Origin of the sequence: Klebsiella sp. RCJ4, assembly GCF_009025755.1 — a bacterium.
GTDB lineage: Bacteria > Pseudomonadota > Gammaproteobacteria > Enterobacterales > Enterobacteriaceae > Klebsiella > Klebsiella michiganensis.
Map to the genome: position 1 here is coordinate 43,289 of NZ_WCIN01000004.1, position 25,162 is coordinate 68,450.

The 25,162-nt window shown below is 61.1% G+C and carries 21 protein-coding genes; 16 read left to right on the plus strand and 5 right to left on the minus strand.

The annotated features are described in order from the left end of the window. Positions 1 to 9: 9 nt before the first annotated feature. On the minus strand, positions 10 to 1,446 hold the full coding sequence (locus F8562_RS01265; protein WP_014838909.1) for a capsule assembly Wzi family protein: 1,437 nt from the start codon (positions 1,444 to 1,446) through the stop codon (positions 10 to 12). 153 nt (positions 1,447 to 1,599) lie between these two features. Beyond that, positions 1,600 to 2,766 (minus strand): serine-type D-Ala-D-Ala carboxypeptidase DacD, encoded by a 1,167-nt coding sequence (dacD, locus tag F8562_RS01270; protein WP_014230017.1) that lies wholly within the window; start codon positions 2,764 to 2,766, stop codon positions 1,600 to 1,602. 180 nt (positions 2,767 to 2,946) lie between these two features. Here dacD and sbcB point away from each other — a divergent pair, with 180 nt between their 5' ends. After that, positions 2,947 to 4,371, plus strand: a complete 1,425-nt coding sequence (gene sbcB / locus F8562_RS01275; protein ID WP_014230018.1) for an exodeoxyribonuclease I — start codon at positions 2,947 to 2,949, stop codon at positions 4,369 to 4,371. Positions 4,372 to 4,476: 105 nt separating this feature from the next. Here the strand turns inward: sbcB and fusA are convergent, their stop codons facing one another. Further along, positions 4,477 to 6,579, minus strand: coding sequence for an elongation factor G (fusA, locus tag F8562_RS01280; protein ID WP_014838912.1), 2,103 nt, complete (start codon positions 6,577 to 6,579; stop codon positions 4,477 to 4,479). Positions 6,580 to 6,817: 238 nt separating this feature from the next. Here fusA and F8562_RS01285 point away from each other — a divergent pair, with 238 nt between their 5' ends. After that, positions 6,818 to 7,129 carry an ArsR/SmtB family transcription factor gene (locus F8562_RS01285; protein WP_014838913.1) on the plus strand — a complete coding sequence of 104 codons (312 nt, stop codon included), beginning with the start codon at positions 6,818 to 6,820 and terminating at the stop codon, positions 7,127 to 7,129. A gap of 18 nt (positions 7,130 to 7,147) precedes the next feature. Here F8562_RS01285 and nifJ read toward each other — a convergent pair whose 3' ends face one another. Next, positions 7,148 to 10,663, minus strand: coding sequence for a pyruvate:ferredoxin (flavodoxin) oxidoreductase (nifJ, locus tag F8562_RS01290; RefSeq protein WP_014838914.1), 3,516 nt, complete (start codon positions 10,661 to 10,663; stop codon positions 7,148 to 7,150). A gap of 404 nt (positions 10,664 to 11,067) precedes the next feature. Here nifJ and nifH point away from each other — a divergent pair, with 404 nt between their 5' ends. The 14 genes from nifH (at position 11,068) to nifM (ending at position 24,436) form a co-directional block, all read left to right on the plus strand. Beyond that, on the plus strand, positions 11,068 to 11,949 hold the full coding sequence (gene nifH / locus F8562_RS01295) for a nitrogenase iron protein (protein WP_004852391.1): 882 nt from the start codon (positions 11,068 to 11,070) through the stop codon (positions 11,947 to 11,949). A gap of 16 nt (positions 11,950 to 11,965) precedes the next feature. Then, a complete protein-coding gene (gene nifD / locus F8562_RS01300; RefSeq protein ID WP_014230022.1) occupies positions 11,966 to 13,414 on the plus strand; it encodes a nitrogenase molybdenum-iron protein alpha chain in 1,449 nt (482 codons plus the stop codon). A gap of 55 nt (positions 13,415 to 13,469) precedes the next feature. Continuing rightward, complete coding sequence (nifK, locus tag F8562_RS01305) at positions 13,470 to 15,032, plus strand: nitrogenase molybdenum-iron protein subunit beta (RefSeq protein WP_014838915.1); 1,563 nt, start codon at positions 13,470 to 13,472, stop codon at positions 15,030 to 15,032. A 39-nt stretch (positions 15,033 to 15,071) separates the two neighbouring features. Continuing rightward, positions 15,072 to 15,290 (plus strand): putative nitrogen fixation protein NifT, encoded by a 219-nt coding sequence (gene nifT, locus F8562_RS01310; RefSeq protein ID WP_014230024.1) that lies wholly within the window; start codon positions 15,072 to 15,074, stop codon positions 15,288 to 15,290. Between the two features lie 10 nt (positions 15,291 to 15,300). Then, complete coding sequence (locus F8562_RS01315; RefSeq protein WP_014838916.1) at positions 15,301 to 15,963, plus strand: NifB/NifX family molybdenum-iron cluster-binding protein; 663 nt, start codon at positions 15,301 to 15,303, stop codon at positions 15,961 to 15,963. A 337-nt stretch (positions 15,964 to 16,300) separates the two neighbouring features. After that, positions 16,301 to 17,674 carry a nitrogenase iron-molybdenum cofactor biosynthesis protein NifE gene (nifE, locus tag F8562_RS01320; RefSeq protein ID WP_014838917.1) on the plus strand — a complete coding sequence of 458 codons (1,374 nt, stop codon included), beginning with the start codon at positions 16,301 to 16,303 and terminating at the stop codon, positions 17,672 to 17,674. Positions 17,675 to 17,684: 10 nt separating this feature from the next. After that, complete coding sequence (gene nifN, locus F8562_RS01325) at positions 17,685 to 19,070, plus strand: nitrogenase iron-molybdenum cofactor biosynthesis protein NifN (RefSeq protein WP_014838918.1); 1,386 nt, start codon at positions 17,685 to 17,687, stop codon at positions 19,068 to 19,070. Further along, entirely contained in the window at positions 19,057 to 19,527 is a 471-nt protein-coding gene (locus tag F8562_RS01330) for a NifB/NifX family molybdenum-iron cluster-binding protein (RefSeq protein WP_014230028.1), read from the plus strand. Before nifN ends, F8562_RS01330 begins: the two co-directional genes overlap by 14 nt. Positions 19,528 to 19,721: 194 nt before the next feature. Beyond that, positions 19,722 to 20,546 carry a Fe-S cluster assembly protein NifU gene (gene nifU / locus F8562_RS01335; protein WP_014838919.1) on the plus strand — a complete coding sequence of 275 codons (825 nt, stop codon included), beginning with the start codon at positions 19,722 to 19,724 and terminating at the stop codon, positions 20,544 to 20,546. Between the two features lie 30 nt (positions 20,547 to 20,576). Further along, positions 20,577 to 21,779, plus strand: a complete 1,203-nt coding sequence (gene nifS, locus F8562_RS01340; RefSeq protein WP_014838920.1) for a cysteine desulfurase NifS — start codon at positions 20,577 to 20,579, stop codon at positions 21,777 to 21,779. A gap of 14 nt (positions 21,780 to 21,793) precedes the next feature. Then, on the plus strand, positions 21,794 to 22,936 hold the full coding sequence (nifV, locus tag F8562_RS01345; protein WP_032693846.1) for a homocitrate synthase: 1,143 nt from the start codon (positions 21,794 to 21,796) through the stop codon (positions 22,934 to 22,936). Then, positions 22,936 to 23,196, plus strand: coding sequence for a nitrogenase-stabilizing/protective protein NifW (locus F8562_RS01350; protein ID WP_014838923.1), 261 nt, complete (start codon positions 22,936 to 22,938; stop codon positions 23,194 to 23,196). Before nifV ends, F8562_RS01350 begins: the two co-directional genes overlap by 1 nt. Next, positions 23,193 to 23,639: a nitrogen fixation protein NifZ gene (locus F8562_RS01355; RefSeq protein WP_014838924.1), complete on the plus strand. Its 447-nt coding sequence runs from the start codon at positions 23,193 to 23,195 to the stop codon at positions 23,637 to 23,639. The genes F8562_RS01350 and F8562_RS01355 overlap by 4 nt, the downstream gene beginning before the upstream one ends. Then, a complete protein-coding gene (gene nifM, locus F8562_RS01360; protein WP_014838925.1) occupies positions 23,636 to 24,436 on the plus strand; it encodes a nitrogen fixation protein NifM in 801 nt (266 codons plus the stop codon). Before F8562_RS01355 ends, nifM begins: the two co-directional genes overlap by 4 nt. Positions 24,437 to 24,458: 22 nt before the next feature. Here the strand turns inward: nifM and F8562_RS01365 are convergent, their stop codons facing one another. Beyond that, entirely contained in the window at positions 24,459 to 24,989 is a 531-nt protein-coding gene (locus tag F8562_RS01365) for a flavodoxin (RefSeq protein WP_014838926.1), read from the minus strand. Between the last annotated feature and the right edge of the window lie 173 nt (positions 24,990 to 25,162).

A 25,162-nucleotide genomic window follows, 5' to 3' on the forward strand; every position in this document is an offset into this window, starting at 1 on the left:
GCCATACGATTATAAACTGAACGGTAGCTCAACGCCGATGCTGGCCCCAACATCGTCGCTGGCGCTGTGGTTAGCGTCGGTGTACCACAGGGAGGTATTCAGGCGTATCGTTGGCATAACATCGCCGCTCCAGCCCAGCTGTACGCCCTTCAGCGTATCGGCGCGCGGGAAGGCTTTATTGATTCGCTGGTTTTTTGGATTGACCTCAGCGTAGACCAGCCGCGCGCTCCAGCGCTGATTATCTTCGGTTACCAGCTCCACCTTACCGGCATATAAACGCCCGTCGCCGCCCATCGCATCGCCCAGCGGATAGCCCTGCTGGTAGTAGCCGTCTTTATAGATAAAGTGGTTATAGATGTAGTTAGTACGGCCCATGTTCGAGCGGGTATCGTGGGCTTCCAGATACCAGTTAACCGCATTGCTGTTCCACTGGTGATGCCCTTCCACGCCGCCAAGATAGAGGTGCGCCGAGGGTAAATATCCGGCTTCGTCCTCGCCGATCATCTGGCCGTAAATGCTCACCGGCCAGCCGAGGGTGGGCGCCAGCTTCAGCTTGAAATCAAAACCGGCCAGCTGGTTGCCGGGATCGTCGGCCGAGTCGCCGGTGTTATCATTGCCGGTGAGGCCGTCCCAGAAGCTGCTGAATGAGGAAGGCCGCCCTTCGCCGCCCCACTGCATAACGCGCGAGGCTCCCAGCTCCAGCGAGGTGAGCGGTGAAAAAGTCAGGCGGCCGCCGAAGATTTTGGTATGCGGTACGGCGGCGTACTGGTTCATCTGGCTGGCGGAAAGCTGGTACTGCCAGGGGCCAATCCAGCTTAGCCATGAGGTTTCCGGCGCCCGCTGTTCGGCGCGCTGCAGCAGAAAACCGGTCATGGGACGCGCGGCATCGGAGCGGATCAGGCTACCTTCATAGCCCGGCCCCCACCACTGGGGGATTTGCCCGAACGCCAGCCACTGGTTCCACAGCTTAACCGCGCCGTACGCGCCGTTGGCGTTCACGCTCGAACCGTTACTGATGCGCTTGTCGCCTTCAACATTGCCCTGCAGGTGCAGATCCCACCATTCGCCGCTGTTGTTCAGGGCGAGAGAAAGCGACTGGTCAGCGGGGTAAGACTGGGCAAACCCCTGCGGAGTTCCCGGCTTATCAGTGGAACTGTAACCGGTAACGCGCACGTCGGCTTTGAGCGCCCTTAAACGCTGATTTACCCGGCTCAGAACCACCCGCTCTGCGGACGTTGTCGGATGGGCATTGGCCAGCGCGCGCTTAATCTCCTCTTCGCTCAAAGGCCAGGTGGACAAACTTAAAGAGAGGGTTCCGCGGTCGGATAACCAGGCTAAATCATTGCGGAATTCGTTATCGGCCAGAACGAGGCCGGAGGCAAAACCAGAAGTGCTAAAAACGGCGAAAAGTCCCAGAGAAAGCGCACTACGCGCAAAGTATTTCATTTTCCCAGCTCCATTTATGGCGCACAAGCGCCAGGCTTTTTCCTGAAGGGTGACCGGGTAAGGTAATGGAGTGAAAGTAAACGAAGCGCCAACCGAAGCGGCATAATAATCAAACAGCTACGAGATGCCGCTCCGGGCGGAGCGGCGGAGAAGTTACAGTTTTTGATGCAGATAATCGCTAAAGCGCGACAGCACGCCGCCCTTGCCAACGCTTTCCAGCGTCACCAGCGGCCAGTGGGCCACCACTTTATCACCATCGTAAAGGGAGATTTCGCCAACCCGCTGATGGGCGGCGATCGGCGCTTCCAGCACTTTGTTATCCAGCACGTATTTGGCCTTAATGCGCGAGACTTCCGACTTCGGCAGCGCTAACCAGAAGTCCTGATCGGTCCCCAGCTTAATCTGCTCTTTATCGCCATACCAGATACGCTCAACGCCGACCTGCTTGCCGTCCTGCAGGACCTGGACGGTATCGAAGTTTTGCTGGCCCCAGTGCAGCAGCTTCGCCGCCTGCTGTTCACGCCCTTTCGGGCTGTCGGCCCCCATCACCACCGCAATCAGCCGGCGCTGGCCGTCCACCGCGGAGGCAATCAGGTTGAAGCCGGCGCCTGAGGTGTGGCCGGTCTTCAGACCATCGACGTTCATGGTCTTATCCCACAGCAGCCCGTTGCGGTTCTGCTGGGTAATGCCGTTCCAGGTCAGGCTCTTCTGGCTGTACATATGGTAGACGTCCGGCTCGCCGTGAATAATCGCCCGCGAGAGCACCGCCAGATCGTAGGCCGAACTGTGCTGACCCGGCGCGTCCAGACCGTGGACGGTTTCAAAATGGGTATCCTGCAAATGCAGTTTTTCCACGTAGCTGTTCATCAGCGCGACGAACTGCGGCTGGCCGCCGGCGACGTAGTCCGCCAGCGCCACGCAGGCATCGTTGCCGGAGTCAACGATCAGCCCGCGGCTTAAATCGCGTACGCTGACCCGATCGCCGGGCTTAAGGAACATCAGCGAAGAACCATTAAAGACCGGGTTACCCTGCGCCCAGGCGTCTTTCCCGACGGTGACGATGTCGTCAAAGGTGATGCGGTGGCTGTCGATAGCGCGATCGACCACGTAGCCGGTCATCAGTTTGGTCAGGCTGGCGGGATTGCGCTGCTGATGCTCGTTACCGGCGGTCAGGATCTGGCCGGTGGTGTAATCCATCAGCACCCAGGAACCGGCCTGAATAGAAGGAGGCGTCACGTTGACGGGAAAATCATTGGCGGCAAATGCGCAGGAAACGCTCGCAGCGAGCAAAGATACAGCAATAAAAAAACGGCCTTTCAACGGCATATCCTCTAAATTGACAGATTCGCCGTCCTTTTTACGGAACTTCTCGTTTCAAATCAGGGTTTAATTGCAAGAAAATATGACATCGCCGACGCGGGACAAAGGGGATACCCTTCTGATGGCCCGGCAAATCGTTTACCATGAAGGCTGCTCGCCACCAGGAATAATGAACAGATTATGCAAGATAGCGCCAGCCAGCCCGGGTTTTTATTTCACGATTACGAGACCTTCGGCACCAGTCCCTCGCTCGACCGACCGTCGCAGTTTGCCGCCATTCGCACCGATGAAGACCTGAATATCGTCGGCGAACCCGAAGTCTTCTACTGCAGGCTCGCCGATGACTATCTGCCGCAGCCGCAGGCGGTCATGGTCACCGGGATAACGCCGCAGGAGGCCAATGCCAAAGGCGACAACGAAGCCGCTTTCGCCCGCCGCGTTCACGATCTGTTCACGGTGCCGAAAACCTGCATCGTCGGCTACAACAACGTGCGCTTCGATGACGAAGTGACGCGCAACATTCTCTATCGTAATTTTTACGATCCCTACGCCTGGAGCTGGCAGCACGACAACTCCCGCTGGGATCTGCTGGACGTGATGCGCGCCTGCTATGCGCTGCGCCCCGAAGGGATCAACTGGCCGGAAAACGAAGAGGGCTTACCGAGCTTCCGGCTGGAGCATCTGACCGTCGCTAACGGCATCGAACACAGCAACGCCCACGACGCGATGGCCGACGTTTACGCCACTATCGCCATGGCGAAGCTGGTGAAAACCCAGCAGCCGCGCCTGTTCGACTATCTTTACGCCCACCGCAACAAGCGCAAGCTGGCGACGCTGATTGACGTGCCGCAAATCAAACCGCTGGTGCATGTTTCCGGCATGTTCGGCGCGGCGCGCGGCAACACCAGCCTGGTCGCCCCGCTGGCGTGGCACCCGGACAACCGTAACGCGGTGATTATGGTCGACCTGGCCGGAGACATCGCCCCCCTGCTGGAGCTCGATGCCGACACCCTGCGCGAGCGGCTGTATACGCCGAAAAGCGAACTGGGCGACCTGCCCGCGGTGCCGATTAAGCTGGTCCACCTGAATAAATGCCCGGTGCTGGCGCAGCAAAACACCCTGCGTCCGCAGGATGCCGACCGGCTAGGCATCAATATCCAGCGCTGTCTGGAGAACGCCCAGCTGCTGCGGGCCAATCCGCAGGTGCGCGAGAAAGCGGTGGCGATTTTTGCCGAAGCGGAGCCGTTTGTGCCGTCCGATAACGTCGATACGCAGCTGTATAACGGCTTTTTCAGCGATGCCGACCGCGCGGCGATGAAAATCGTGCTCGAAACCGAGCCGCGCAACCTGCCGGCGCTGGATATTACCTTCGCCGATAAGCGTATTGAGCGCCTGCTGTTCAACTATCGCGCGCGCAACTATCCCGGCACGCTGGATGAAGCCGAGCAGCAGCGCTGGTTAGAGCACCGTCGCCAGGTCTTTACGCCGGAGTTTTTGCAGGCCTACGCCGATGAGCTGCAGATGCTGTACCAGCAGTATGCGGACGATAAAGAGAAGCTGGCGCAGCTGAAGGCGCTGTGGCAGTACGCGCAGGATATTGTTTGATTGGCAGAAATTCCCGGGTTGCGGCTAACGCCTTACCCGGGCTACAAACGATGGCAGGACTCGTAGCCCGGGCAAGACGCCTCGCGTCGCACCCGGGAACGTTGCTTAGCCTTTGGCGCGGCTGGCGATAATCGCCTCAGCCACGTTGCGCGGGGCTTCCGCGTAGTGGTGGAACTCCATGCTGTAGGTCGCCCGGCCCTGGGACATGGAACGCAGCGAGGTGGAATAGCCAAACATCTCGGCCAGCGGCACGTCGGCGCGGATAATCTGGCTGCCGAACCGCTCCTCCATCCCCTGCACCATTCCGCGACGGGAAGAGAGATCGCCCATGATATTCCCGGCGTACTCTTCCGGGGTCTCCACTTCCACCTGCATCACCGGTTCAAGAATAACCGGGTCGGCCCTGCGCGCCCCTTCCTTGAAGCCAAATATCGCCGCCATCCGGAAAGCCATCTCCGACGAGTCGACGTCGTGATACGAACCAAACGTCAGGGTCGCCTTGATATCCACCACCGGATAGCCCGCCAGCACGCCGGTGCCCATCGCTTCGCGCAGCCCTTTTTCCACTGAAGGGATGTACTCGCGCGGCACCACGCCGCCTTTGGTCGCGTCCTCAAACACGAAACCGCTTCCCGGCGCCAGCGGTTCCAGGGTCAGCACCACGTGACCGTACTGCCCTTTACCGCCGGACTGGCGGACAAATTTGCCTTCCACCTCTTTGACCGTTTTGCGGATCGTCTCGCGATAGGTCACCTGCGGACGCCCGATATTCGCCTCGACGCCAAACTCACGCTTCATGCGGTCGACGATAATCTCCAGATGCAGTTCGCCCATCCCGGAAACGATCGTCTGGCCGGATTCCTCGTCAGTATGCAGACGAAACGACGGATCTTCCGCCGCCAGCCGCTGCAGGGCGATACCCATTTTCTCCTGATCGGCTTTGGTTTTCGGTTCAATCGCCAGCGAAATCACCGGCTCCGGAAACTCCATCCGCTCGAGGGTAATCACCGCATCCGGGTCGCACAGCGTGTCGCCGGTGGTGACATCCTTCAGGCCGACGCAGGCGGCAATGTCCCCGGCGTGCAGTTCATCCACCTCATGGCGATCGTTGGCCTGCATCAGCACGATGCGTCCGATGCGCTCTTTCTTACCTTTCACCGGATTCCACACCGCATCGCCTTTTTTCAACGTCCCGGAATAGACGCGGATAAAGGTCAGCTGTCCGACGTAGGGGTCGGTCATCAGCTTGAAGGCCAGCGCCGAGAACGGTTCGTCGTCGCCCGGATGACGTTCAGCGGGCTGCCCTTTCTCATCCACGCCCTGAATCGCCGGGATATCCAGCGGCGACGGCATCAGCTCAACCACCGCATCGAGCATCCGCTGCACGCCTTTGTTTTTAAACGCGCTGCCGCACAGCACCGCCTGGATTTCCCCCTTCACCGTGCGCTGGCGCAGACCGGCGACGATCTCCGCCTCGTCCAGCTCACCGGTTTCGAGATATTTGTCCATCAGTTCGTCGCTGGCTTCCGCCGCCGCCGAGACCATTTTCTCCCGCCACAGCCGGGCTGTTTCCACGAGGTCGTCAGGCACCGGCGCATAGCTGAAGGTCATCCCCTGGGTGGCGTCGTCCCATAAAATGGCGCGCATTTTGATGAGATCCACCACCCCGGTGAAGTGCTCTTCGGCGCCAACCGGGATCGCAATCGGCACCGGATTGGCCTTCAGGCGATCGATCATCATCTGCACCACGCGGAAAAAGTCCGCGCCGGGGCGGTCCATCTTGTTGACGAAGGCCAGCCGCGGAACGTGGTATTTATTCGCCTGCCGCCAGACGGTTTCCGACTGCGGCTGCACGCCGCCGACGGAGTCGTAAACCATCACCGCGCCGTCCAGGACGCGCATGGAGCGTTCCACTTCGATGGTGAAATCCACGTGCCCGGGGGTATCGATGATGTTAATCCGGTGCGGCTCGAAGCTGCGGTCCATGCCGGGCCAGAAGCAACTCACCGCCGCGGAGGTAATGGTGATCCCGCGCTCCTGCTCCTGCGCCATCCAGTCGGTGGTTGCCGCGCCATCGTGTACTTCCCCCAGCTTGTGGCTCATCCCGGTATAAAACAGGATGCGCTCGGTGGTGGTGGTTTTACCGGCATCGATATGCGCGGAGATACCGATGTTGCGATAACGTTCGAGGGGGATGGGTCGGGGCATGATGCGTCCTTAGTCATTGTGACTGTTAACAGGCGGCCGGAATTGGCCGCCGTTCATATAACGGCATCTATCATAGTACAACTGTACGAGTATATTCGAACTATTTTTGCTATCGTTACTATTGGTGAAGCTGCGACGACCCGCATGGCTTTAGAAAAGCAGTTTCGGTATATTACCGGCCAGCCGCCGATACGGGCTGCTGCTCACGGAGCTGCGCCGCCGCCGACACAGGAATATTATGATCGCCAATCACCCCGAACGTGAACAAATTCGCCTCGAAAATGTCCTTTTCGCTCTCGGCAACCCGCTGCGGCTTGAGATTATCCGTATCCTTGCCGACGGCAGCGAGCAGAGCTGTAACGCCCTGCGTCATGAAGATGTGGCGAAGTCGACCATGACCCACCACTGGCGCGTCCTGCGCGACAGCGGTGTGATCTGGCAGCGGCCTCAGGGGCGGGAGAATTTGATTTCGCTGCGCCGGGAAGATTTAGACGCGCGCTTTCCCGGCCTGCTGGATACGCTGCTTAAGGTCATGCCGCACGATAGCTAAAGGCCTGCTCGCCGGCCCCTACTCCTCACCGGCCAGCCGCCGATACTGGGCAAAGCGGGCGCGCGCATCCTCCTCGGTTCTGCTAAAAAGCGCATCCGCGAGATGCGGCGTCGTTTTGTGCAGCGAGGCGTAGCGCACTTCGCCAAGCAAAAAGTCGCGGAAGCTCTCCTCCGGCTCTTCGGAATCGAGCATAAACGGCGTCTTGCCCTCCGCTTCCCGCTGCGGATGATAGCGCCACAGGTGCCAGTATCCCGCTTCAACCGCCCGTTTCGCCTCGCGCTGGCTGCAGCGCATACCGGCTTTCAGCCCGTGGTTAATGCAGGCGGCGTAGGCAATCACCAGCGACGGTCCCGGCCAGGCTTCGGCCTCGGCGATCGCCCGTAAGGTCTGATCTTTATCGGCGCCCATGGCGACCTGGGCCACGTACACATTGCCGTAGCTCATCGCCATCATGCCGAGATCTTTTTTCCGCGTGCGTTTGCCCTGCGCGGCAAACTTCGCGATGGCCGCCACCGGGGTCGATTTAGACGACTGCCCGCCGGTATTGGAGTAAACCTCGGTATCAAACACCAGAATATTCACGTCTTCCCCGCTCGCCAGCACGTGATCGAGACCGCCGAAGCCGATATCGTAGGCCCAGCCGTCGCCGCCGAAAATCCACTGCGACCGGCGCACAAAATAGTCGCGGTTCTGCCACAGCTGCTCCAGCAGCGGCACGCCCTCTTTTTCCGCCGCCAGCCGTTCGCTGAGCCGGTCCGCGCGCTCGCGGGTACCCTCGCCTTCATCCTGCTTCGCCAGCCACTGGCGCATCGCGTCGAGGAGTTCGTCGCTGACCGGCAGCGCCAGCGCGGCGGTCATATCATCGGCGATTTGTTGACGCACCGCCTGGCCGCCGAGCATCATGCCGAGGCCAAACTCCGCATTATCCTCAAACAGCGAGTTCGCCCATGCCGGGCCGTGGCCGCGGTGGTTGGTGGTATAGGGAATCGACGGCGCGCTGGCTCCCCAGATTGAAGAGCAGCCGGTGGCGTTAGCGATCAGCATCCGGTCGCCAAACAGCTGGGTTATCAGGCGGGCATAAGGCGTTTCGCCGCATCCCGCGCAGGCGCCGGAAAACTCCAGCAGCGGGGTTTCAAACTGGCTGCCTTTGACCGTCGTCTTCCGGAACGGATTGCTCTTCGGCGTCAGCGCCAGCGCATAGTCCCAGACCGGCGCCATCTGGCGCTGGCTATCAAGAGACTGCATTTTTAACGCCTTGCCGCGCGAAGGACAGATATCCACACAGTTGCCGCAGCCGGAGCAATCCAGCGGCGAAATAGCCAGATGGTAGTGGTACGCCTTCGCTCCCTGAGCGGGTTTGCTCAACAGCCCGGCCGGCGCAGCGTCCTGCTCTTCGCCGTTGAGCAGCGCCGGGCGGATCGCCGCGTGGGGGCAGATAAAGGCGCACTGGTTACACTGCGTGCAGCCCTCCGGCTGCCAGACCGGCACTTCCAGCGCGATCCCGCGTTTCTCCCAGGCGGCGGTGCCCGAGGGAAAAGTGCCGTCTTCCATGCCGACAAACGCGCTTACCGGCAGCTGGTCGCCGCACTGGCGGTTCATCGGCTGCAGAATATCGCGGATGAAATCCGGCATCATGGCTGAAGCCTGCGCCACGGGCTCATCCAGCGTCGCCCAGTGTGCCGGAATGGTTACCTGATGCAGCGAGGCCATGCCCAGCTCGATCGCCCGCTGGTTCATCTCGATCACCGCCGCCCCTTTGCTGCCGTAGCTTTTTTCAACCGCCTGCTTGAGGTAATCCGCCGCGGTCTGCGGGTCGATAATCGCCGCCAGCTTAAAGAACGCCGCCTGCATCAGCATATTAAAGCGCCCGCCCAGCCCGAGCTCGCGGGCGATATCCACGGCGTTCAGGGTATAAAAATGGATATTTTCCCGCGCCAGATAGCGTTTAAAGCCGACCGGCAGATGCTGCTCCAGCTCCGCATCGGACCAGCTGCAGTTGAGTAAAAAGGTCCCGCCCGGCTTTAACCCATCCAGCAGGTCATAGCGCTCAACGTAGGACTGCTGCGAACAGGAGATAAAATCGGCCCGATGGATCAGGTAGGGCGAATTGATCGGCCGGTCGCCGAAGCGCAAATGCGAAACGGTAATGCCGCCGGATTTTTTCGAGTCATAGGAAAAGTAGGCCTGCGCGTAGAGCGGCGTTTTGTCGCCGATGATTTTGATCGCGCTTTTATTGGCCCCGACGGTGCCGTCCGAACCCATGCCCCAAAATTTACAGGCGGTGATGCCATCATGCGAGACCGCCAGCGTCTGCTGGCGCGGGGGCAAAGAGGTAAAGGTGACATCATCAACAATCCCGAGGGTAAACCCGTCCATCGGCAGCGGTTTATTGAGGTTGTCAAAGACCGCCGCGATATCGTTAGGCAGAACGTCCTTACCGCCAAGCGCGTAGCGGCCGCCGACAATCAGCGGCGCATCGTCGTGGTGGTAGAAGGCGTTTTTCACATCCAGGCACAGCGGTTCGGCCTGAGCGCCGGGCTCTTTGGTGCGGTCCAGCACGGCAATGCGCTGTACGGTTTTCGGCAACTGAGCGAAAAAGTGGGCCAGCGAAAAAGGGCGAAACAGATGCACGCTGAGCAGCCCGACCTTCTCTCCCGCCGCGTTCAGCGTATCCACCACTTCCTGAACGGTGTCGCAGACCGACCCCATGGCGATAATCACCCGTTCGGCATCCGCCGCGCCGGTGTAGTTAAACAGATGGTACTCCCGGCCGGTGAGCGCGCTGATTTGCGCCATATAGCTTTCGACAATGTCGGGCAGCGCCTGATAAAAACGGTTACCCGCCTCTCTTTCCTGGAAGTAGATATCCGGGTTTTGCGCCGTTCCGCGGATGACCGGATGATCCGGATGCAGCGCGTTACGGCGGAAGCTGTCGAGCGCGGCCCGGTCCAGCAGCGTCGCCAGCTGGTCATATTCCAGCACCTCGATTTTTTGAATTTCGTGCGAGGTGCGGAAACCATCGAAGAAGTTAACAAACGGGATGCGTCCCTTAATCGCCGCCAGATGCGCCACCGCCGACAAATCCATCACCTGCTGCACGTTGTTCTCCGCCAGCATCGCGCAGCCGGTCTGGCGAACCGCCATCACGTCCTGGTGATCGCCAAAAATATTCAGCGAATTGGTCGCCAGCGCCCGGGCGCTGACGTGAAAGACGCCCGGCAGCAGTTCACCGGCGATTTTGTACATGTTGGGGATCATCAGCAGCAGCCCCTGGGAGGCCGTATAGGTGGTGGTGAGCGCCCCGGCCTGCAGCGCGCCGTGTACCGCGCCTGCCGCGCCGGCTTCCGACTGCATCTCCATTAAGCGCACCGGCTGGCCAAAAAGGTTCTTTTTCCCCTGCGCCGCCCACTCGTCGACGTTTTCCGCCATCGGCGTGGAAGGGGTAATGGGGTAAATCGCCGCGACCTCGGTAAAGGCATAAGAGATCCAGGCCGCCGCGGCGTTGCCATCCATTGTTTTCATTTTTCCGGACATTGTTCAATCCTCGAAGGTGAGAGGCATCTTCGCCGCCTCAAATAAGCGGCAAACCCAGTTGTTGCCTCAAGCACAGCCTGTGCCAGCTCGCGAATGACATAAGAGTTAGCGCGAATTCAACGCGTTATGAAGATAAAGGCAACGCAGCGCGCCGAGAGATTGCGTGGAACAAGACACAGGGGACGACAAGCTGTTGAACAGACGACAAACCGCCACAATAGCCCCGGCAGGCGGAATTGTTCTGTTTCCCACATTTGGTCGCCTTATTGTGCCGTTTTGTTTTACGCCCTGCGCGGCAATGAATTAATAAATTCATAAAAATCAGATAAATAAATAAAAAGGCACGGCTGGTATGTTCCCTGCACTTCTCTGCTGGCAAACACTCAACCACAGGAGAAGTCACCATGACCATGCGTCAATGCGCTATTTACGGTAAAGGCGGTATCGGCAAATCCACCACCACGCAGAACCTCGTCGCCGCGCTGGCGGAGATGGGTAAGAAAGTGATGATCGTCGGCTGCGATCCGAAGGCGGACTCCACCCGCCTGATCCTGCACGCTAAAGCACAGAACACCATTATGGAGATGGCCGCGGAAGTCGGCTCGGTCGAGGATCTCGAGCTCGAAGACGTGCTGCAAATTGGCTACGGCGACGTGCGCTGCGCGGAATCCGGCGGCCCGGAGCCAGGCGTCGGCTGCGCGGGGCGCGGCGTGATCACGGCGATCAACTTTCTTGAAGAAGAAGGCGCCTACGAGGACGATCTCGATTTTGTCTTCTATGACGTGCTCGGCGACGTGGTCTGCGGCGGCTTCGCCATGCCTATCCGCGAAAACAAAGCCCAGGAGATCTACATCGTCTGCTCCGGCGAAATGATGGCGATGTACGCCGCCAACAATATCTCCAAAGGGATCGTTAAATACGCTAAATCCGGCAAGGTGCGCCTCGGCGGCCTGATCTGTAACTCACGCCAGACCGACCGTGAAGACGAACTGATCATGGCCCTGGCGGAAAAGCTCGGGACCCAGATGATCCACTTTGTCCCCCGCGACAATATCGTGCAGCGCGCGGAGATCCGCCGAATGACGGTTATCGAGTACGACCCCGCCTGCCAGCAGGCCAACGAATACCGCACCCTGGCGCAGAAGATCGTCAACAACACCATGAAAGTGGTGCCGACACCCTGCACCATGGATGAGCTGGAGTCGCTGCTGATGGAGTTCGGCATCATGGAAGAAGAAGACACCAGCATCATTGGTAAAACCGCCGCCGAAGAAAGCGCGGCCTGAGCACAGGACAATAATGATGACCAACGCAACGGGCGAACGTAATCTGGCGCTGATCCAGGAAGTCCTGGAGGTGTTCCCGGAAACCGCGCGAAAAGAGCGCAGAAAGCACATGATGGTCAGCGATCCGCAAATGGAGAGCGTCGGCAAGTGCATTATCTCTAACCGCAAATCACAACCCGGCGTGATGACCGTGCGCGGCTGCGCCTACGCCGGCTCGAAAGGGGTGGTATTCGGGCCAATCAAGGATATGGCCCACATCTCGCACGGGCCGGTCGGCTGCGGCCAGTATTCCCGCGCCGGACGACGCAACTACTACACCGGGGTCAGCGGCGTCGATAGCTTCGGCACGCTGAACTTCACCTCTGATTTTCAGGAGCGCGACATCGTCTTCGGCGGCGATAAAAAGCTCAGCAAGCTGATTGAAGAGATGGAGCTGCTGTTCCCGCTCACCAAAGGGATCACCATACAGTCGGAATGCCCGGTGGGGCTGATCGGCGATGATATCAGCGCGGTGGCCAACGCCAGCAGCAAAGCGCTGGATAAACCGGTGATCCCGGTACGCTGCGAAGGCTTTCGCGGCGTGTCGCAGTCGCTGGGGCACCATATCGCCAACGACGTGGTGCGCGACTGGATCCTCAACAATCGCGAAGGACAGCCGTTTGAAACCACCCCTTACGATGTGGCGATCATCGGCGACTACAACATCGGCGGCGACGCCTGGGCCTCGCGCATCCTGCTTGAAGAGATGGGGCTACGGGTGGTCGCGCAGTGGTCCGGCGACGGCACACTGGTGGAGATGGAGAACACCCCATTCGTCAAGCTGAACCTGGTTCACTGCTACCGTTCGATGAACTATATCGCCCGCCATATGGAGGAGAAACATCAGATTCCGTGGATGGAGTACAACTTCTTCGGGCCGACCAAAATCGCCGAATCGCTGCGCAAAATCGCCGACCAGTTTGACGATACCATTCGCGCGAACGCCGAAGCGGTGATCGCCCGGTATGAGGGGCAGATGGCGGCGATTATCGCCAAATATCGCCCGCGCCTGGAGGGGCGTAAGGTGCTGCTCTATATGGGCGGCCTGCGGCCACGCCACGTCATCGGCGCCTACGAGGATCTCGGCATGGAGATCATCGCCGCCGGGTACGAGTTTGCCCATAACGATGACTACGACCGCACCCTGCCGGATCTGAAAGAGGGCACGCTGCTGTTCGATGACGCCAGCAGCTATGAGCTGGAAGCGTTCGTTAAGGCGCTGAAGCCCGACCTTATCGGCTCCGGCATCAAGGAAAAATATATCTTCCAGAAAATGGGCGTGCCGTTCCGCCAGATGCACTCGTGGGACTATTCCGGCCCGTACCACGGCTACGATGGTTTCGCCATTTTCGCCCGCGATATGGATATGACCCTGAACAACCCGGCGTGGAACGAACTCACCGCGCCGTGGCTGAAGTCTGCGTGATTGCCCACTCACTGTCCCGTCTGTTCACCGATTTGTGGCGCGGGAGGAGAACACCATGAGCCAAACGATTGATAAAATTAATAGCTGCTATCCGCTATTCGAACAGGATGAATACCAGGAGCTGTTCCGCAATAAGCGGCAGCTGGAGGAAGCGCACGATGCCCAGCGCGTGCAGGAGGTCTTTACCTGGACCACCACCGCCGAGTATGAAGCGCTGAACTTCCAGCGCGAGGCGCTGACCGTTGACCCGGCGAAAGCCTGCCAGCCGCTTGGCGCGGTGCTTTGCTCGCTGGGATTTGCCAATACCCTGCCGTACGTCCACGGCTCACAGGGGTGCGTGGCCTACTTTCGCACCTATTTTAACCGCCATTTCAAAGAGCCGATCGCCTGTGTCTCCGACTCGATGACCGAAGACGCGGCGGTCTTCGGCGGCAACAACAACATGAATCTGGGTCTGCAAAACGCCAGCGCGCTGTACAAGCCGGAGATCATCGCGGTTTCCACCACCTGCATGGCGGAAGTCATCGGCGATGACCTGCAGGCGTTTATCGCCAACGCCAAAAAAGATGGCTTCGTCGATAGCAGCATCGCCGTGCCCCATGCCCATACGCCAAGCTTTATCGGCAGCCACGTCACCGGCTGGGACAACATGTTTGAAGGCTTCGCCAAAACCTTCACCGCGGACTACCAGGGGCAGCCGGGCAAACTGCAGAAGCTCAATCTGGTGACCGGCTTTGAAACCTATCTCGGCAACTTCCGCGTATTAAAGCGGATGATGAAACAGATGGCGGTGCCGTGCAGCCTGCTCTCCGATCCGTCAGAAGTTCTCGACACGCCCGCCGACGGCCATTATCGGATGTATTCCGGCGGCACCACGCAGCAGGAGATGAAAGAGGCCCCTGACGCCATCGATACGCTGCTTCTGCAGCCGTGGCAGCTGCTGAAGAGCAAAAAAGTGGTGCAGGAGATGTGGAACCAGCCCGCCACCGAGGTCGCGATTCCGCTGGGGCTGGCCGCTACCGATGAACTGCTGATGACCGTCAGCCAGCTTAGCGGCAAGCCGATCGCCGACGCCCTCACCCTTGAGCGCGGCCGGCTGGTTGACATGATGCTCGATTCCCACACCTGGCTGCACGGCAAGAAATTTGGCCTGTACGGCGACCCGGACTTCGTGATGGGCCTCACCCGCTTCCTGCTGGAGCTGGGCTGCGAGCCGACGGTGATCCTGAGCCATAACGCCAACAAACGCTGGCAAAAAGCGATGAAGAAAATGCTTGATGCCTCGCCGTACGGGCGCGACAGCGAAGTGTTTATCAACTGCGATTTGTGGCACTTCCGTTCGCTGATGTTCACCCGTCAGCCGGACTTTATGATCGGCAACTCCTACGGCAAGTTTATCCAGCGCGATACCCTGGCGAAGGGCAAAGCCTTTGAAGTACCGCTTATCCGCCTCGGCTTTCCGCTGTTCGACCGCCACCATCTGCACCGCCAGACAACCTGGGGTTATGAAGGGGCGATGAACATTGTGACGACGCTGGTAAACGCCGTGCTGGAGAAACTGGATAGCGATACCAGCCAGCTGGGCAAAACCGATTACAGTTTCGATCTCGTCCGTTAACCATCAGGCGCCCCGCGTCATGCGGGGCCAGGAGGGAGTATGCCCATCGTGATTTTCCGTGAACGCGGCGCGGACCTGTACGCCTATATCGCGAAACAGGATCTGGAGGCGCGAGTGCTGCAGATTGAGCATAACGACGCTGAACGCTGGGGCGGCGCGATTTCGCTGGAAGGGGGACGCCGCTACTACGTCAATCCGCAGCCGGGGCGCCCCGCCTTTCCGATAAGCCTGCGCGCGACGCGCGGCGCGTTGATATAAGGAGCTGGAGATGTCCGACAACGATACCCTTTTCTGGCGCATGCTGGCGCTGTTTCAGTCCCTGCCGGACCTGCAGCCGGCGCAAATTGTCGACTGGCTGGCGCAGGAGTGCGGCGAGACGCTGACCCCGGCGCGGCTGGCGACCCTGGCCCAGCCGCAGCTGGCCGCCAGCTTCCCCTCCGCGACGGCGGTGATGTCCCCCGCTCGCTGGTCGCGGGTGATGGCAAGCCTGCAGGGCGCGCTGCCCATCCATTTACGCATCGTTCACCCTGCCCAGCGAACGCCGCAGCTGCTGGCGGCGTTTTGCTCCCAGGATGGCCTGATGATTAACGGCCATTTCGGCCAGGGGCGGCTGTTTTTTATCTACGCGTTCGATGAGCAAGGCGGCTGGCTGCACGATCTGCGCCGCTATCCCTCCGCGCCCACCCAGCAGGAAGCCAGCGAAGTGCGCGCCCGGCTGATTGAAGACTGCCAACTGCTGTTTTGTCAGGAGATCGGCGGGCCCGCCGCCGCCCGGCTGATCCGCCACCGGATCCACCCGATGAAAGCGCAGCCCGGGACGACGATTCATGCCCAGTGCAAGGCGATCAATACGCTGCTGGCCGGCCGTTTGCCGCCGTGGCTGGCGAAGCGGCTTAACCGGGAGAACCCTCTGGAGGCGCGCGTTTTTTAATCCCTGTTTTGTGCTTGTTGCCCGCTGACCCCGCGGGCTTTTTTTTGCGTATGGACGCTCTTCCCGCGTGAGGATCAGGCATTATTCCGTTCAGGGGAATATTCCGTTCACGGTTGTTCCGGGCTTCTTGATGCGCCTAACCCCCTCGCTGCCAGCCTTCCAGCAACAAATAGCCATGCCAGTGCGATAGGACATAAAGCATCACTTACCGCCATCCCTTGTCCGATTGTTGGCTTTGTCGCAAAGCCAACAACCCTTTTTCTTTAAATATCAAGGCGCCGCTTATGGAGCGCGAATTGCATCTTCCCCCTCATCCCCCACCGTCAACGAGGTCACTATGAAGGGAAATGAAATTCTGGCGCTGCTGGATGAACCGGCCTGTGAACACAACCATAAACAAAAATCCGGCTGCAGCGCGCCCAAACCCGGCGCCACCGCCGGCGGCTGCGCGTTCGACGGCGCGCAGATAACCCTGCTGCCCATTGCCGACGTGGCGCATCTGGTCCATGGCCCCATCGGCTGCGCCGGAAGCTCCTGGGATAACCGCGGCAGCGCCAGCTCCGGCCCCACCCTGAATCGGCTCGGGTTCACCACCGATCTCAACGAACAGGACGTGATTATGGGCCGCGGCGAACGTCGCCTGTTTCACGCCGTTCGCCATATCGTCGCCCGCTATCACCCGGCGGCGGTCTTTATCTACAACACCTGCGTACCGGCCATGGAGGGCGATGACCTGGAAGCGGTATGCCAGGCCGCGCAGACCGCCACCGGCGTACCGGTTATCGCCATTGACGCCGCCGGTTTTTACGGCAGTAAAAATCTCGGTAACCGGCTGGCCGGCGAGGTCATGGTGAAACGGGTAATCGGTCAGCGCGAGCCCGCGCCCTGGCCGGAGAGCACGCCCTTTGCCCCGGAGCAGCGTCACGATATTGGCCTGATTGGCGAATTCAATATTGCCGGCGAGTTCTGGCATATTCAGCCGCTGCTCGACGAGCTGGGGATCCGCGTGCTCGGCAGCCTCTCCGGCGATGGCCGTTTCGCCGAGATCCAGACCATGCATCGGGCGCAGGCCAATATGCTGGTCTGCTCGCGGGCGCTAATTAACGTCGCCAGAGCCCTGGAGCAGCGCTACGGCACGCCGTGGTTCGAAGGCAGCTTCTACGGGATCCGCGCCACCTCCGACGCCCTGCGCCAGCTGGCGGCGCTGCTGGACGATGACGACCTTAGCCAGCGCACCGAAGCGCTGATTGCGCGGGAGGAACAGGCGGCGGAACTGGCGCTACAACCGTGGCGCGAACGGCTGCGCGGTCGCAAAGCGCTGCTCTATACCGGCGGGGTGAAATCCTGGTCGGTGGTATCGGCGCTTCAGGATTTGGGCATGACCGTGGTGGCAACCGGCACGCGTAAATCCACCGAAGAGGATAAACAGCGGATCCGCGAGCTGATGGGCGAAGAGGCGGTAATGCTGGAAGAAGGCAACGCCCGCACGCTGCTGGATGTGGTCTATCGCTATCAGGCCGACCTGATGATTGCCGGCGGACGCAATATGTACACCGCCTATAAAGCCAGGCTGCCGTTTCTCGATATCAATCAGGAGCGCGAACACGCCTTCGCCGGCTACAAGGGGATCGTCACCCTCGCCCGCCAGCTGTGTCAGACCATCGACAGTCCCATCTGGCCGCAAACCCATGCCCGCGCCCCGTGGCACTAAGGAGTACACCATGGCAGACATTTTCCGCACCGATAAACCGCTGGCGGTCAGCCCGATCAAGACCGGCCAGCCGCTCGGCGCAATCCTCGCCAGCCTCGGGATTGAACACAGCATCCCTCTGGTCCACGGCGCGCAGGGATGCAGCGCCTTCGCCAAAGTCTTTTTTATTCAACACTTCCACGACCCGGTTCCCCTGCAGTCGACGGCGATGGACCCCACCTCGACGATTATGGGCGCGGACGGCAATATTTTCACCGCCCTGGACACCCTCTGCCAGCGCAACGCGCCGCAGGCTATCGTGCTGCTCAGCACCGGGCTGTCTGAGGCTCAGGGCAGCGACATTTCCCGCGTGGTTCGCCAGTTTCGCGAAGAGTATCCCCGGCACAAGGGCGTGGCGATATTAACCGTTAACACGCCGGATTTTTATGGTTCCATGGAAAACGGCTTCAGCGCGGTGCTCGAGAGCGTCATTGAGCAGTGGGTTGCGCCGACGCCGCGCCCGGCTCAGCGCAATCGCCGGGTCAACCTGCTGGTCAGCCACCTCTGCTCGCCGGGCGATATTGAGTGGCTGCGCCGATGCGTCGAAGCCTTTGGTCTGCAGCCGATAATCCTGCCGGACCTGGCGCAATCGATGGATGGGCACCTGGCGCAGGGCGATTTCTCGCCGCTGACCCAGGGCGGGACGCCGCTGCGCCAGATAGAACAGATGGGACAAAGCCTGTGCAGCTTCGCCATTGGCGTCTCCCTCCACCGCGCGTCATCGCTGCTGGCCCCGCGCTGCCGGGGCGAGGTTATCGCCCTGCCGCACCTGATGACCCTCGATCGCTGCGACGCCTTTATTCATCAACTGGCGAAAATTTCCGGACGCGCCGTTCCCCCGTGGCTGGAGCGCCAGCGCGGTCAGCTGCAGGATGCGATGATCGACTGTCATATGTGGCTTCAGGGCCAGCGCATGGCGATAGCGGCGGAAGGCGATCTGCTGGCGGCGTGGTGTGATTTCGCCAACAGCCAGGGGATGCAGCCCGGCCCGCTGGTGGCTCCTACCGGCCATCCCAGCCTGCGCCAGCTGCCGGTGGAACGCGTGGTGCCGGGAGATCTGGAGGATCTGCAAACGCTGCTGTGCGCCCAACCCGCCGACCTGCTGGTGGCCAACTCCCACGCCTGCGACCTGGCGGAGCAGTTTGCGCTGCCGCTGGTGCGCGCGGGTTTTCCGATCTTTGACAAGCTCGGTGAATTCCGCCGGGTGCGTCAGGGGTACAGCGGAATGCGCGATACGCTGTTCGAGCTGGCAAACCTGATGCGCGAGCGCCATCACCACCTCGCCCGCTACCGATCGCCGCTTCGCCAGAACACCGAATCTTCACTCTCCACAGGAGGCGCCTATGCCGCCGATTAACCGTCAGTTTGATATGGTCCACTCCGATGAGTGGTCTATGAAGGTCGCCTTCGCCAGTTCCGACTATCGTCATGTCGATCAGCATTTTGGCGCCACGCCGCGGCTGGTGGTATACGGCGTCAAGGCGGATCGGGTCACCCTGATCCGGGTGGTTGATTTCTCCGTTGAGAACGGCCACCAGACGGAGAAGATCGCCAGGCGGATCCACGCCCTTGAGGATTGCGTCACGCTGTTCTGCGTGGCGATTGGCGACGCGGTTTTTCGTCAGCTGTTGCAGGTCGGCGTCCGCGCCGAACGCGTTCCCGCCGATACCACCATCGTCGGCTTACTGCAGGAGATCCAGCTTTACTGGTACGACAAAGGGCAGCGCAAAAATGCGCGCCAGCGCGACCCGGAGCGCTTTACCCGTCTGCTGCAGGAACAGGAGTGGCATGAGGAACCGGACCCGCGCCGCTAGCCGTGTCGTTTGTGTGACAAAGCCCACAAAACATCCCGACACTGTCGGGCGCGTCTTGTCAGGGTAAAATATAACAAATTGAAAATATTGAATTTTATTCTCTGGTATCGCATTTGCTAGTTCGTTAACGCCACCGCACTCCTGCGGTGAACCGCGCCCCGGCGTTTTCCGTCATCATCCCTGGAGCTGACAGCATGTGGAATTACTCCGAGAAAGTGAAAGACCATTTTTTTAATCCCCGCAACGCGCGCGTGGTGGACAACGCCAACGCGGTAGGCGATGTGGGGTCATTAAGCTGCGGCGACGCGCTGCGCCTGATGCTGCGCGTTGACCCGCAAAGCGAAATTATCCAGGAAGCGGGCTTCCAGACCTTCGGCTGCGGCAGCGCCATCGCCTCCTCCTCCGCGCTGACGGAGCTGATTATCGGCCATACCCTGGCCGAAGCCGGGCAGATAACCAATCAGCAGATTGCCGATTATCTCGACGGGCTACCACCGGAGAAAATGCACTGCTCGGTGATGGGCCAGGAGGCCCTGCGCGCGGCTATCGCCAACTTTCGCGGCGAAAGCCTGGAGGAGGAGCATGAGGAGGGCAAGCTGATCTGCAAATGCTTCGGCGTCGATGAAGGACACATTCGCCGCGCGGTGCAGAACAACGGCCTGACCACCCTTGAAGAGGTGATCAACTACACCAAAGCGGGCGGCGGCTGCACCGCCTGCCACGAAAAAATCGAGCTGGCGCTGGCGGAGATCCTCGCGCAGCCGCCGCAGACGCCGCCCGCTGCGGCCAGCGTCAAAGATCCGCACTGGCAGAGCGTCGTCGAGACCATCGCTGAACTGCGCCCGCATATTCAGGCCGACGGCGGCGATATGTCGCTGCTCAGCGTCGCCAACCACCAGGTGACCGTCAGCCTCTCCGGCAGCTGTAGCGGCTGCATGATGACCGATATGACCCTGGCCTGGCTGCAGCAAAAACTGATGGAACGTACCGGCTGTTATATGGAAGTGGTGGCGGCCTGAGCCGCGGTTAACTGACCCTAGGGGGACAAGATGAAACAGGTTTATCTCGATAACAACGCCACCACCCGTCTGGACCCAATGGTTCTGGAAGCGATGATGCCCTTTTTGACCGACTTTTACGGCAACCCCTCGTCGATACACGATTTTGGCCTACCGGCCCAGGCGGCTCTGGAGCGCGCGCATCAACAGATCGCGGCGCTGCTGGGCGCGGAGTATCCCAGCGAGATCATCTTTACCTCCTGCGCCACCGAAGCTACCGCCACCGCCATCGCCTCGGCCATCGCCCTGCTGCCGGAGCGGCGCGAAATTATCACCAGCGCGGTTGAACATCCGGCGACGCTGGCGGCCTGCGAGCACCTGGAGCGCCAGGGCTACCTGATTCATCGCGTCGCGGTGGATAGCGAGGGGGCGCTGGACATGGCGCAGTTCCGCGCCGCGCTCAGCCCGCGCGTCGCGCTGGTCAGCGTGATGTGGGCGAATAACGAAACCGGGGTGCTTTTCCCGATCGCCGAAATGGCGGAGCTGGCCCATGAACAAGGGGCGCTGTTTCACTGCGATGCGGTACAGGTGGTGGGCAAAATGCCGATTGCCGTGGGCGAGACCCGCATCGACATGCTCTCCTGCTCGGCGCATAAGTTTCACGGACCAAAAGGCGTCGGCTGCCTCTATCTGCGCCGGGGAACGCGCTTTCGCCCGCTGCTGCGCGGCGGTCATCAGGAGTACGGTCGGCGCGCCGGGACGGAAAATATCTGCGGAATCGTCGGCATGGGCGCGGCCTGCGAGCTGGCGAATATTCATCTGCCGGGAATGGCGCATATCGGCCAGCTGCGCGACAGGCTGGAGCATCGCCTGCTGGCCAGCGTGCCGTCGGTCATGGTGATGGGCGGTAGCCAGCCGCGGGTGCCCGGCACGGCGAATCTGGCCTTTGAGTTTATTGAGGGTGAGGCCATTCTGCTGCTGCTCAACCAGGCCGGGATCGCCGCCTCCAGCGGCAGCGCCTGCACGTCAGGCTCGCTGGAACCCTCCCACGTGATGCGGGCGATGAATATCCCCTATACCGCCGCCCACGGCACCATCCGCTTTTCCCTCTCGCGCTACACCCGGGAGAAAGAGATCGATTACGTCGTCACCGCGCTGCCGCCGATTATCGACCGGCTGCGCGCGCTGTCGCCCTACTGGCACAACGGCAAGCCGCGCCCGGCGGACGCCGTCTTCACGCCGGTTTACGGCTAAGGCGGAGGTGGCTGATGGGACGCGTGCTGATTAACGATACCACCCTGCGCGACGGCGAACAGAGCCCCGGCGTCGCCTTTCGCACCAGCGAAAAGGTCGCCATTGCCGAGGCGCTTTATGCCGCAGGGATTACGGCGATGGAGGTCGGCACCCCGGCGATGGGGGACGAGGAGATCGCGCGGATCCAGCTGGTGCGTCGCCAGCTGCCCGACGCGACGCTGATGACCTGGTGCCGGATGAACGCGCTGGAAATCCGCCAGAGCGCCGATCTGGGCGTTGACTGGGTGGATATTTCGATTCCGGCTTCAGATAAGCTGCGGCAGTACAAACTGCGCGAGCCGCTGACGGTGCTGCTGGAGCGGCTGGCGATGTTTATCCGCCTTGCGCATACGCTCGGTCTGCGGGTATGCATCGGCTGCGAGGACGCCTCGCGCGCTGGCGTCCAGGCCCTGCGCGCTATCGCCGAGGTCGCGCAGCAGTGCGGCGCCGCCCGCCTGCGCTATGCCGACACGGTCGGCCTGCTCGACCCCCTCACCACCGCGGCGCAAATCTCGGCCCTGCGCGAAGTCTGGTCCGGAGAAATCGAAATGCACGCCCACAACGACCTGGGTATGGCCACCGCCAATACGCTGGCGGCGGTAAGCGCCGGGGCCACCAGCGTGAATACGACGATCCTCGGCCTCGGCGAGCGGGCGGGCAACGCGGCGCTGGAAACCGTCGCGCTGGGCCTGGAGCGCTGCCTCGGCGTGAAGACCGGCGTGCATTTTCCGGCGCTGCCCGCGCTCTGTCAGAGGGTCGCCGAAGCCGCCCAGCGCGCCATCGACCCGCAGCAGCCGCTGGTCGGCGAGCTGGTGTTTACCCATGAATCAGGGGTCCACGTGGCGGCGCTGCTGCGCGACAGCGAGAGCTATCAGTCGATCGCCCCTTCCCTGATGGGCCGCAGCTACCGGCTGGTGCTGGGTAAACACTCCGGGCGTCAGGCGGTCAACGGCGTATTTGACCAGATGGGCTATCACCTTAACGCCGCGCAAATTAACCAGCTGCTGCCCGCCATCCGCCGCTTCGCCGAGAACTGGAAGCGCAGCCCGAAAGATTATGAGCTGGTGGCTATCTACGACGAGCTGTGCGGTGAATCCGCCCTGCGGGCGAGGGGGTAATGATGGAGTGGTTTTATCAAATTCCCGGCGTGGACGAACTTCGCTCCGCCGAATCCTTTTTCCAGTTTTTCGCCGTCCCCTACCAGCCCGAGCTGCTTGGCCGCTGCAGCCTGCCGGTGCTGGCAACCTTTCACCGCAAACTGCGCGCCGAGGTGCCGCTGCAAAACCGGCTGGAGGAAAACGCCCGCGCGCCCTGGCTGCTGGCGCGACGACTGCTCGCGGAGAGCTATCAGCAACAGTTTCAGGAGAGCGGAACATGAGACCGAAATTCACCTTTAGCGAAGAGGTCCGCGTCGTACGCGCGATTCGTAACGACGGCACCGTGGCGGGCTTCTCCCCCGGCGCGCTGCTGGTCAGGCGCGGCAGCACCGGCTTTGTGCGCGACTGGGGCGTTTTTTTGCAGGATCAAATTATCTACCAGATCCACTTTCCGGAGAGCGATCGGATCATCGGCTGCCGCGAACAGGAGCTGATCCCCATCACCCAGCCGTGGCTGGCCGGAAACTTGCAATATGGGGATAGCGTGACCTGCCAGATGGCGCTCGCTGTCAACGGCGAAGTCGTCGTGGCCGTCGGCCAGCGGGGACGCATCGAGGCGACCGATCGCGGAGAGACCGGCGACAGCTACACCGTGGACTTTAGCGGCCGCTGGTTCAGGGTTCCGGCGCGGGCCATCACCCTTATAGAGGAGAGAGAAGAATGAACCCATGGCAACGTTTTGCCCGGCAGCGGCTGGCGCGCAGCCGCTGGAATAGCGACCCGACGGCCCTGGAGCCGGCCGATACGCAGGCTTTTGAACAGGCCTGGCAACGTCAGTGCCATATGGAGCAGGCGATCGTCGCGCGGGTCCCGGAAAGCGATATTCCGGCGGCGCTGCTGGAGAATATCGCCGCCTCCCTTGCCGTCTGGCTCGACGAGGGGGAATTTACGCCGCCGGAGCGCGCAGCCATCGTGCTGCATCACGCCCGACTGGAGGTCGGCTTTACCGATATCGCCCGCCAGGCGCCGCAGCCGGATCTCTCCACGGTGCAGGCCTGGTATCTGCGCCACCAGACGCAGTTTATGCGCCCGGAGCAGCGTCTGACCCGCCACCTGCTGCTGACGGTCGATGGCGACCGCGAAGCCGTACACCAGCGGATCCTCGGCCTGCATCGGCAAATCAACGCCTCCCGGGACGCGTTTGCTCCGCTGGCTCGCCGCCACTCCCACTGCCCAAGCGCCCTGGAAGAGGGCCGTCTGGGCTGGATTAGCCGCGGGCTGCTCTATCCCCAGCTCGAGACCGCGCTGTTTTCACTGGCGGAAAACGCCCTGAGCCTCCCCGTCGCCAGCGAGCTGGGGTGGCATCTTTTATGGTGTGAAGCAATTCGTCCCGCCGCGCCCATGGAGCCGCAGCAGGCGCTGGAGAGCGCGCGCGATTATCTTTGGCAGCAGAGCCAGCAGCGCCATCAGCGCCAGTGGCTGGAACAAACGATCTCCCGTCAGCCGGGCCTGTGCGGGTAGCCTCGCGGCTACCCGTTAACGCCTACAGCACCGTACGTTTAATCTCCTCAAGCCAGCTCGCCAGACGCGCTTCGGTCTGGTCGAACTGGTTATCCTGATCCAGTACCAGCCCAATAAAGCGTTCGCCTTCCAGCGCCGCAGAGGCGCTGAATTCATAGCCCTCATTTGGCCAGCTGCCGATTATCTGCGCGCCGCGCGCGCGCAGAGCGTCGTACAGCGGACGCATCCCGCTAACGAAGTTGTCCGGGTAGCCTTTCTGGTCGCCGAGGCCGAACAGCGCCACGGTTTTCCCGCTCAGGCTGGCGTCGTCGAGGCCGCTGATGAATTCGCTCCATGATTCGCCTTCGCATCCGGCCTCAAGCCCCGGCAGCTGGCCGTCGCCGAGCGTCGGCGTGCCCAGCAGCAGCACCGGATAGGCCATAAAGTCGTCCAGCGTCGTGCGGTTAATGTTGACCGGGGCATCCGCCAGCTCGCCCAGCTGTTTGTGGATCATTTTCGCGATTTTGCGGGTTTTACCGGTATCGGTGCCAAAGAAAATACCAATGTTCGCCATATTGCGCTCCTGTCGGAAAGGGGGTTGAAAATACGCGTTCTCGCAGAGGTATTGCGAAGGCTGTGCCAGGTTTCTTTGCACTATCGCGGCTCACCCCTGCCCCAAAACGATCGCTTCCGCGCCCTCCCGCCGCCCGCAGCGGGGCCGGCGGGCCGCTTAAAATGAAAAAAGCG

Coding starts and splice junctions, on each gene's coding strand:
- F8562_RS01265 (WP_014838909.1), bottom strand. CDS start 1,446: ATGAAATACTTTGCGCGTAGTGCGCTTTCTCTGGGACTTTTCGCCGTT.
- sbcB (WP_014230018.1), top strand. CDS start 2,947: ATGCAAGATAGCGCCAGCCAGCCCGGGTTTTTATTTCACGATTACGAG.
- fusA (WP_014838912.1), bottom strand. CDS start 6,579: ATGCCCCGACCCATCCCCCTCGAACGTTATCGCAACATCGGTATCTCC.
- F8562_RS01285 (WP_014838913.1), top strand. CDS start 6,818: ATGATCGCCAATCACCCCGAACGTGAACAAATTCGCCTCGAAAATGTC.
- nifJ (WP_014838914.1), bottom strand. CDS start 10,663: ATGTCCGGAAAAATGAAAACAATGGATGGCAACGCCGCGGCGGCCTGG.
- nifH (WP_004852391.1), top strand. CDS start 11,068: ATGACCATGCGTCAATGCGCTATTTACGGTAAAGGCGGTATCGGCAAA.
- nifD (WP_014230022.1), top strand. CDS start 11,966: ATGACCAACGCAACGGGCGAACGTAATCTGGCGCTGATCCAGGAAGTC.
- nifK (WP_014838915.1), top strand. CDS start 13,470: ATGAGCCAAACGATTGATAAAATTAATAGCTGCTATCCGCTATTCGAA.
- nifT (WP_014230024.1), top strand. CDS start 15,072: ATGCCCATCGTGATTTTCCGTGAACGCGGCGCGGACCTGTACGCCTAT.
- F8562_RS01315 (WP_014838916.1), top strand. CDS start 15,301: ATGTCCGACAACGATACCCTTTTCTGGCGCATGCTGGCGCTGTTTCAG.
- nifE (WP_014838917.1), top strand. CDS start 16,301: ATGAAGGGAAATGAAATTCTGGCGCTGCTGGATGAACCGGCCTGTGAA.
- nifN (WP_014838918.1), top strand. CDS start 17,685: ATGGCAGACATTTTCCGCACCGATAAACCGCTGGCGGTCAGCCCGATC.
- F8562_RS01330 (WP_014230028.1), top strand. CDS start 19,057: ATGCCGCCGATTAACCGTCAGTTTGATATGGTCCACTCCGATGAGTGG.
- nifU (WP_014838919.1), top strand. CDS start 19,722: ATGTGGAATTACTCCGAGAAAGTGAAAGACCATTTTTTTAATCCCCGC.
- nifS (WP_014838920.1), top strand. CDS start 20,577: ATGAAACAGGTTTATCTCGATAACAACGCCACCACCCGTCTGGACCCA.
- nifV (WP_032693846.1), top strand. CDS start 21,794: ATGGGACGCGTGCTGATTAACGATACCACCCTGCGCGACGGCGAACAG.
- F8562_RS01350 (WP_014838923.1), top strand. CDS start 22,936: ATGATGGAGTGGTTTTATCAAATTCCCGGCGTGGACGAACTTCGCTCC.
- F8562_RS01355 (WP_014838924.1), top strand. CDS start 23,193: ATGAGACCGAAATTCACCTTTAGCGAAGAGGTCCGCGTCGTACGCGCG.
- nifM (WP_014838925.1), top strand. CDS start 23,636: ATGAACCCATGGCAACGTTTTGCCCGGCAGCGGCTGGCGCGCAGCCGC.
- F8562_RS01365 (WP_014838926.1), bottom strand. CDS start 24,989: ATGGCGAACATTGGTATTTTCTTTGGCACCGATACCGGTAAAACCCGC.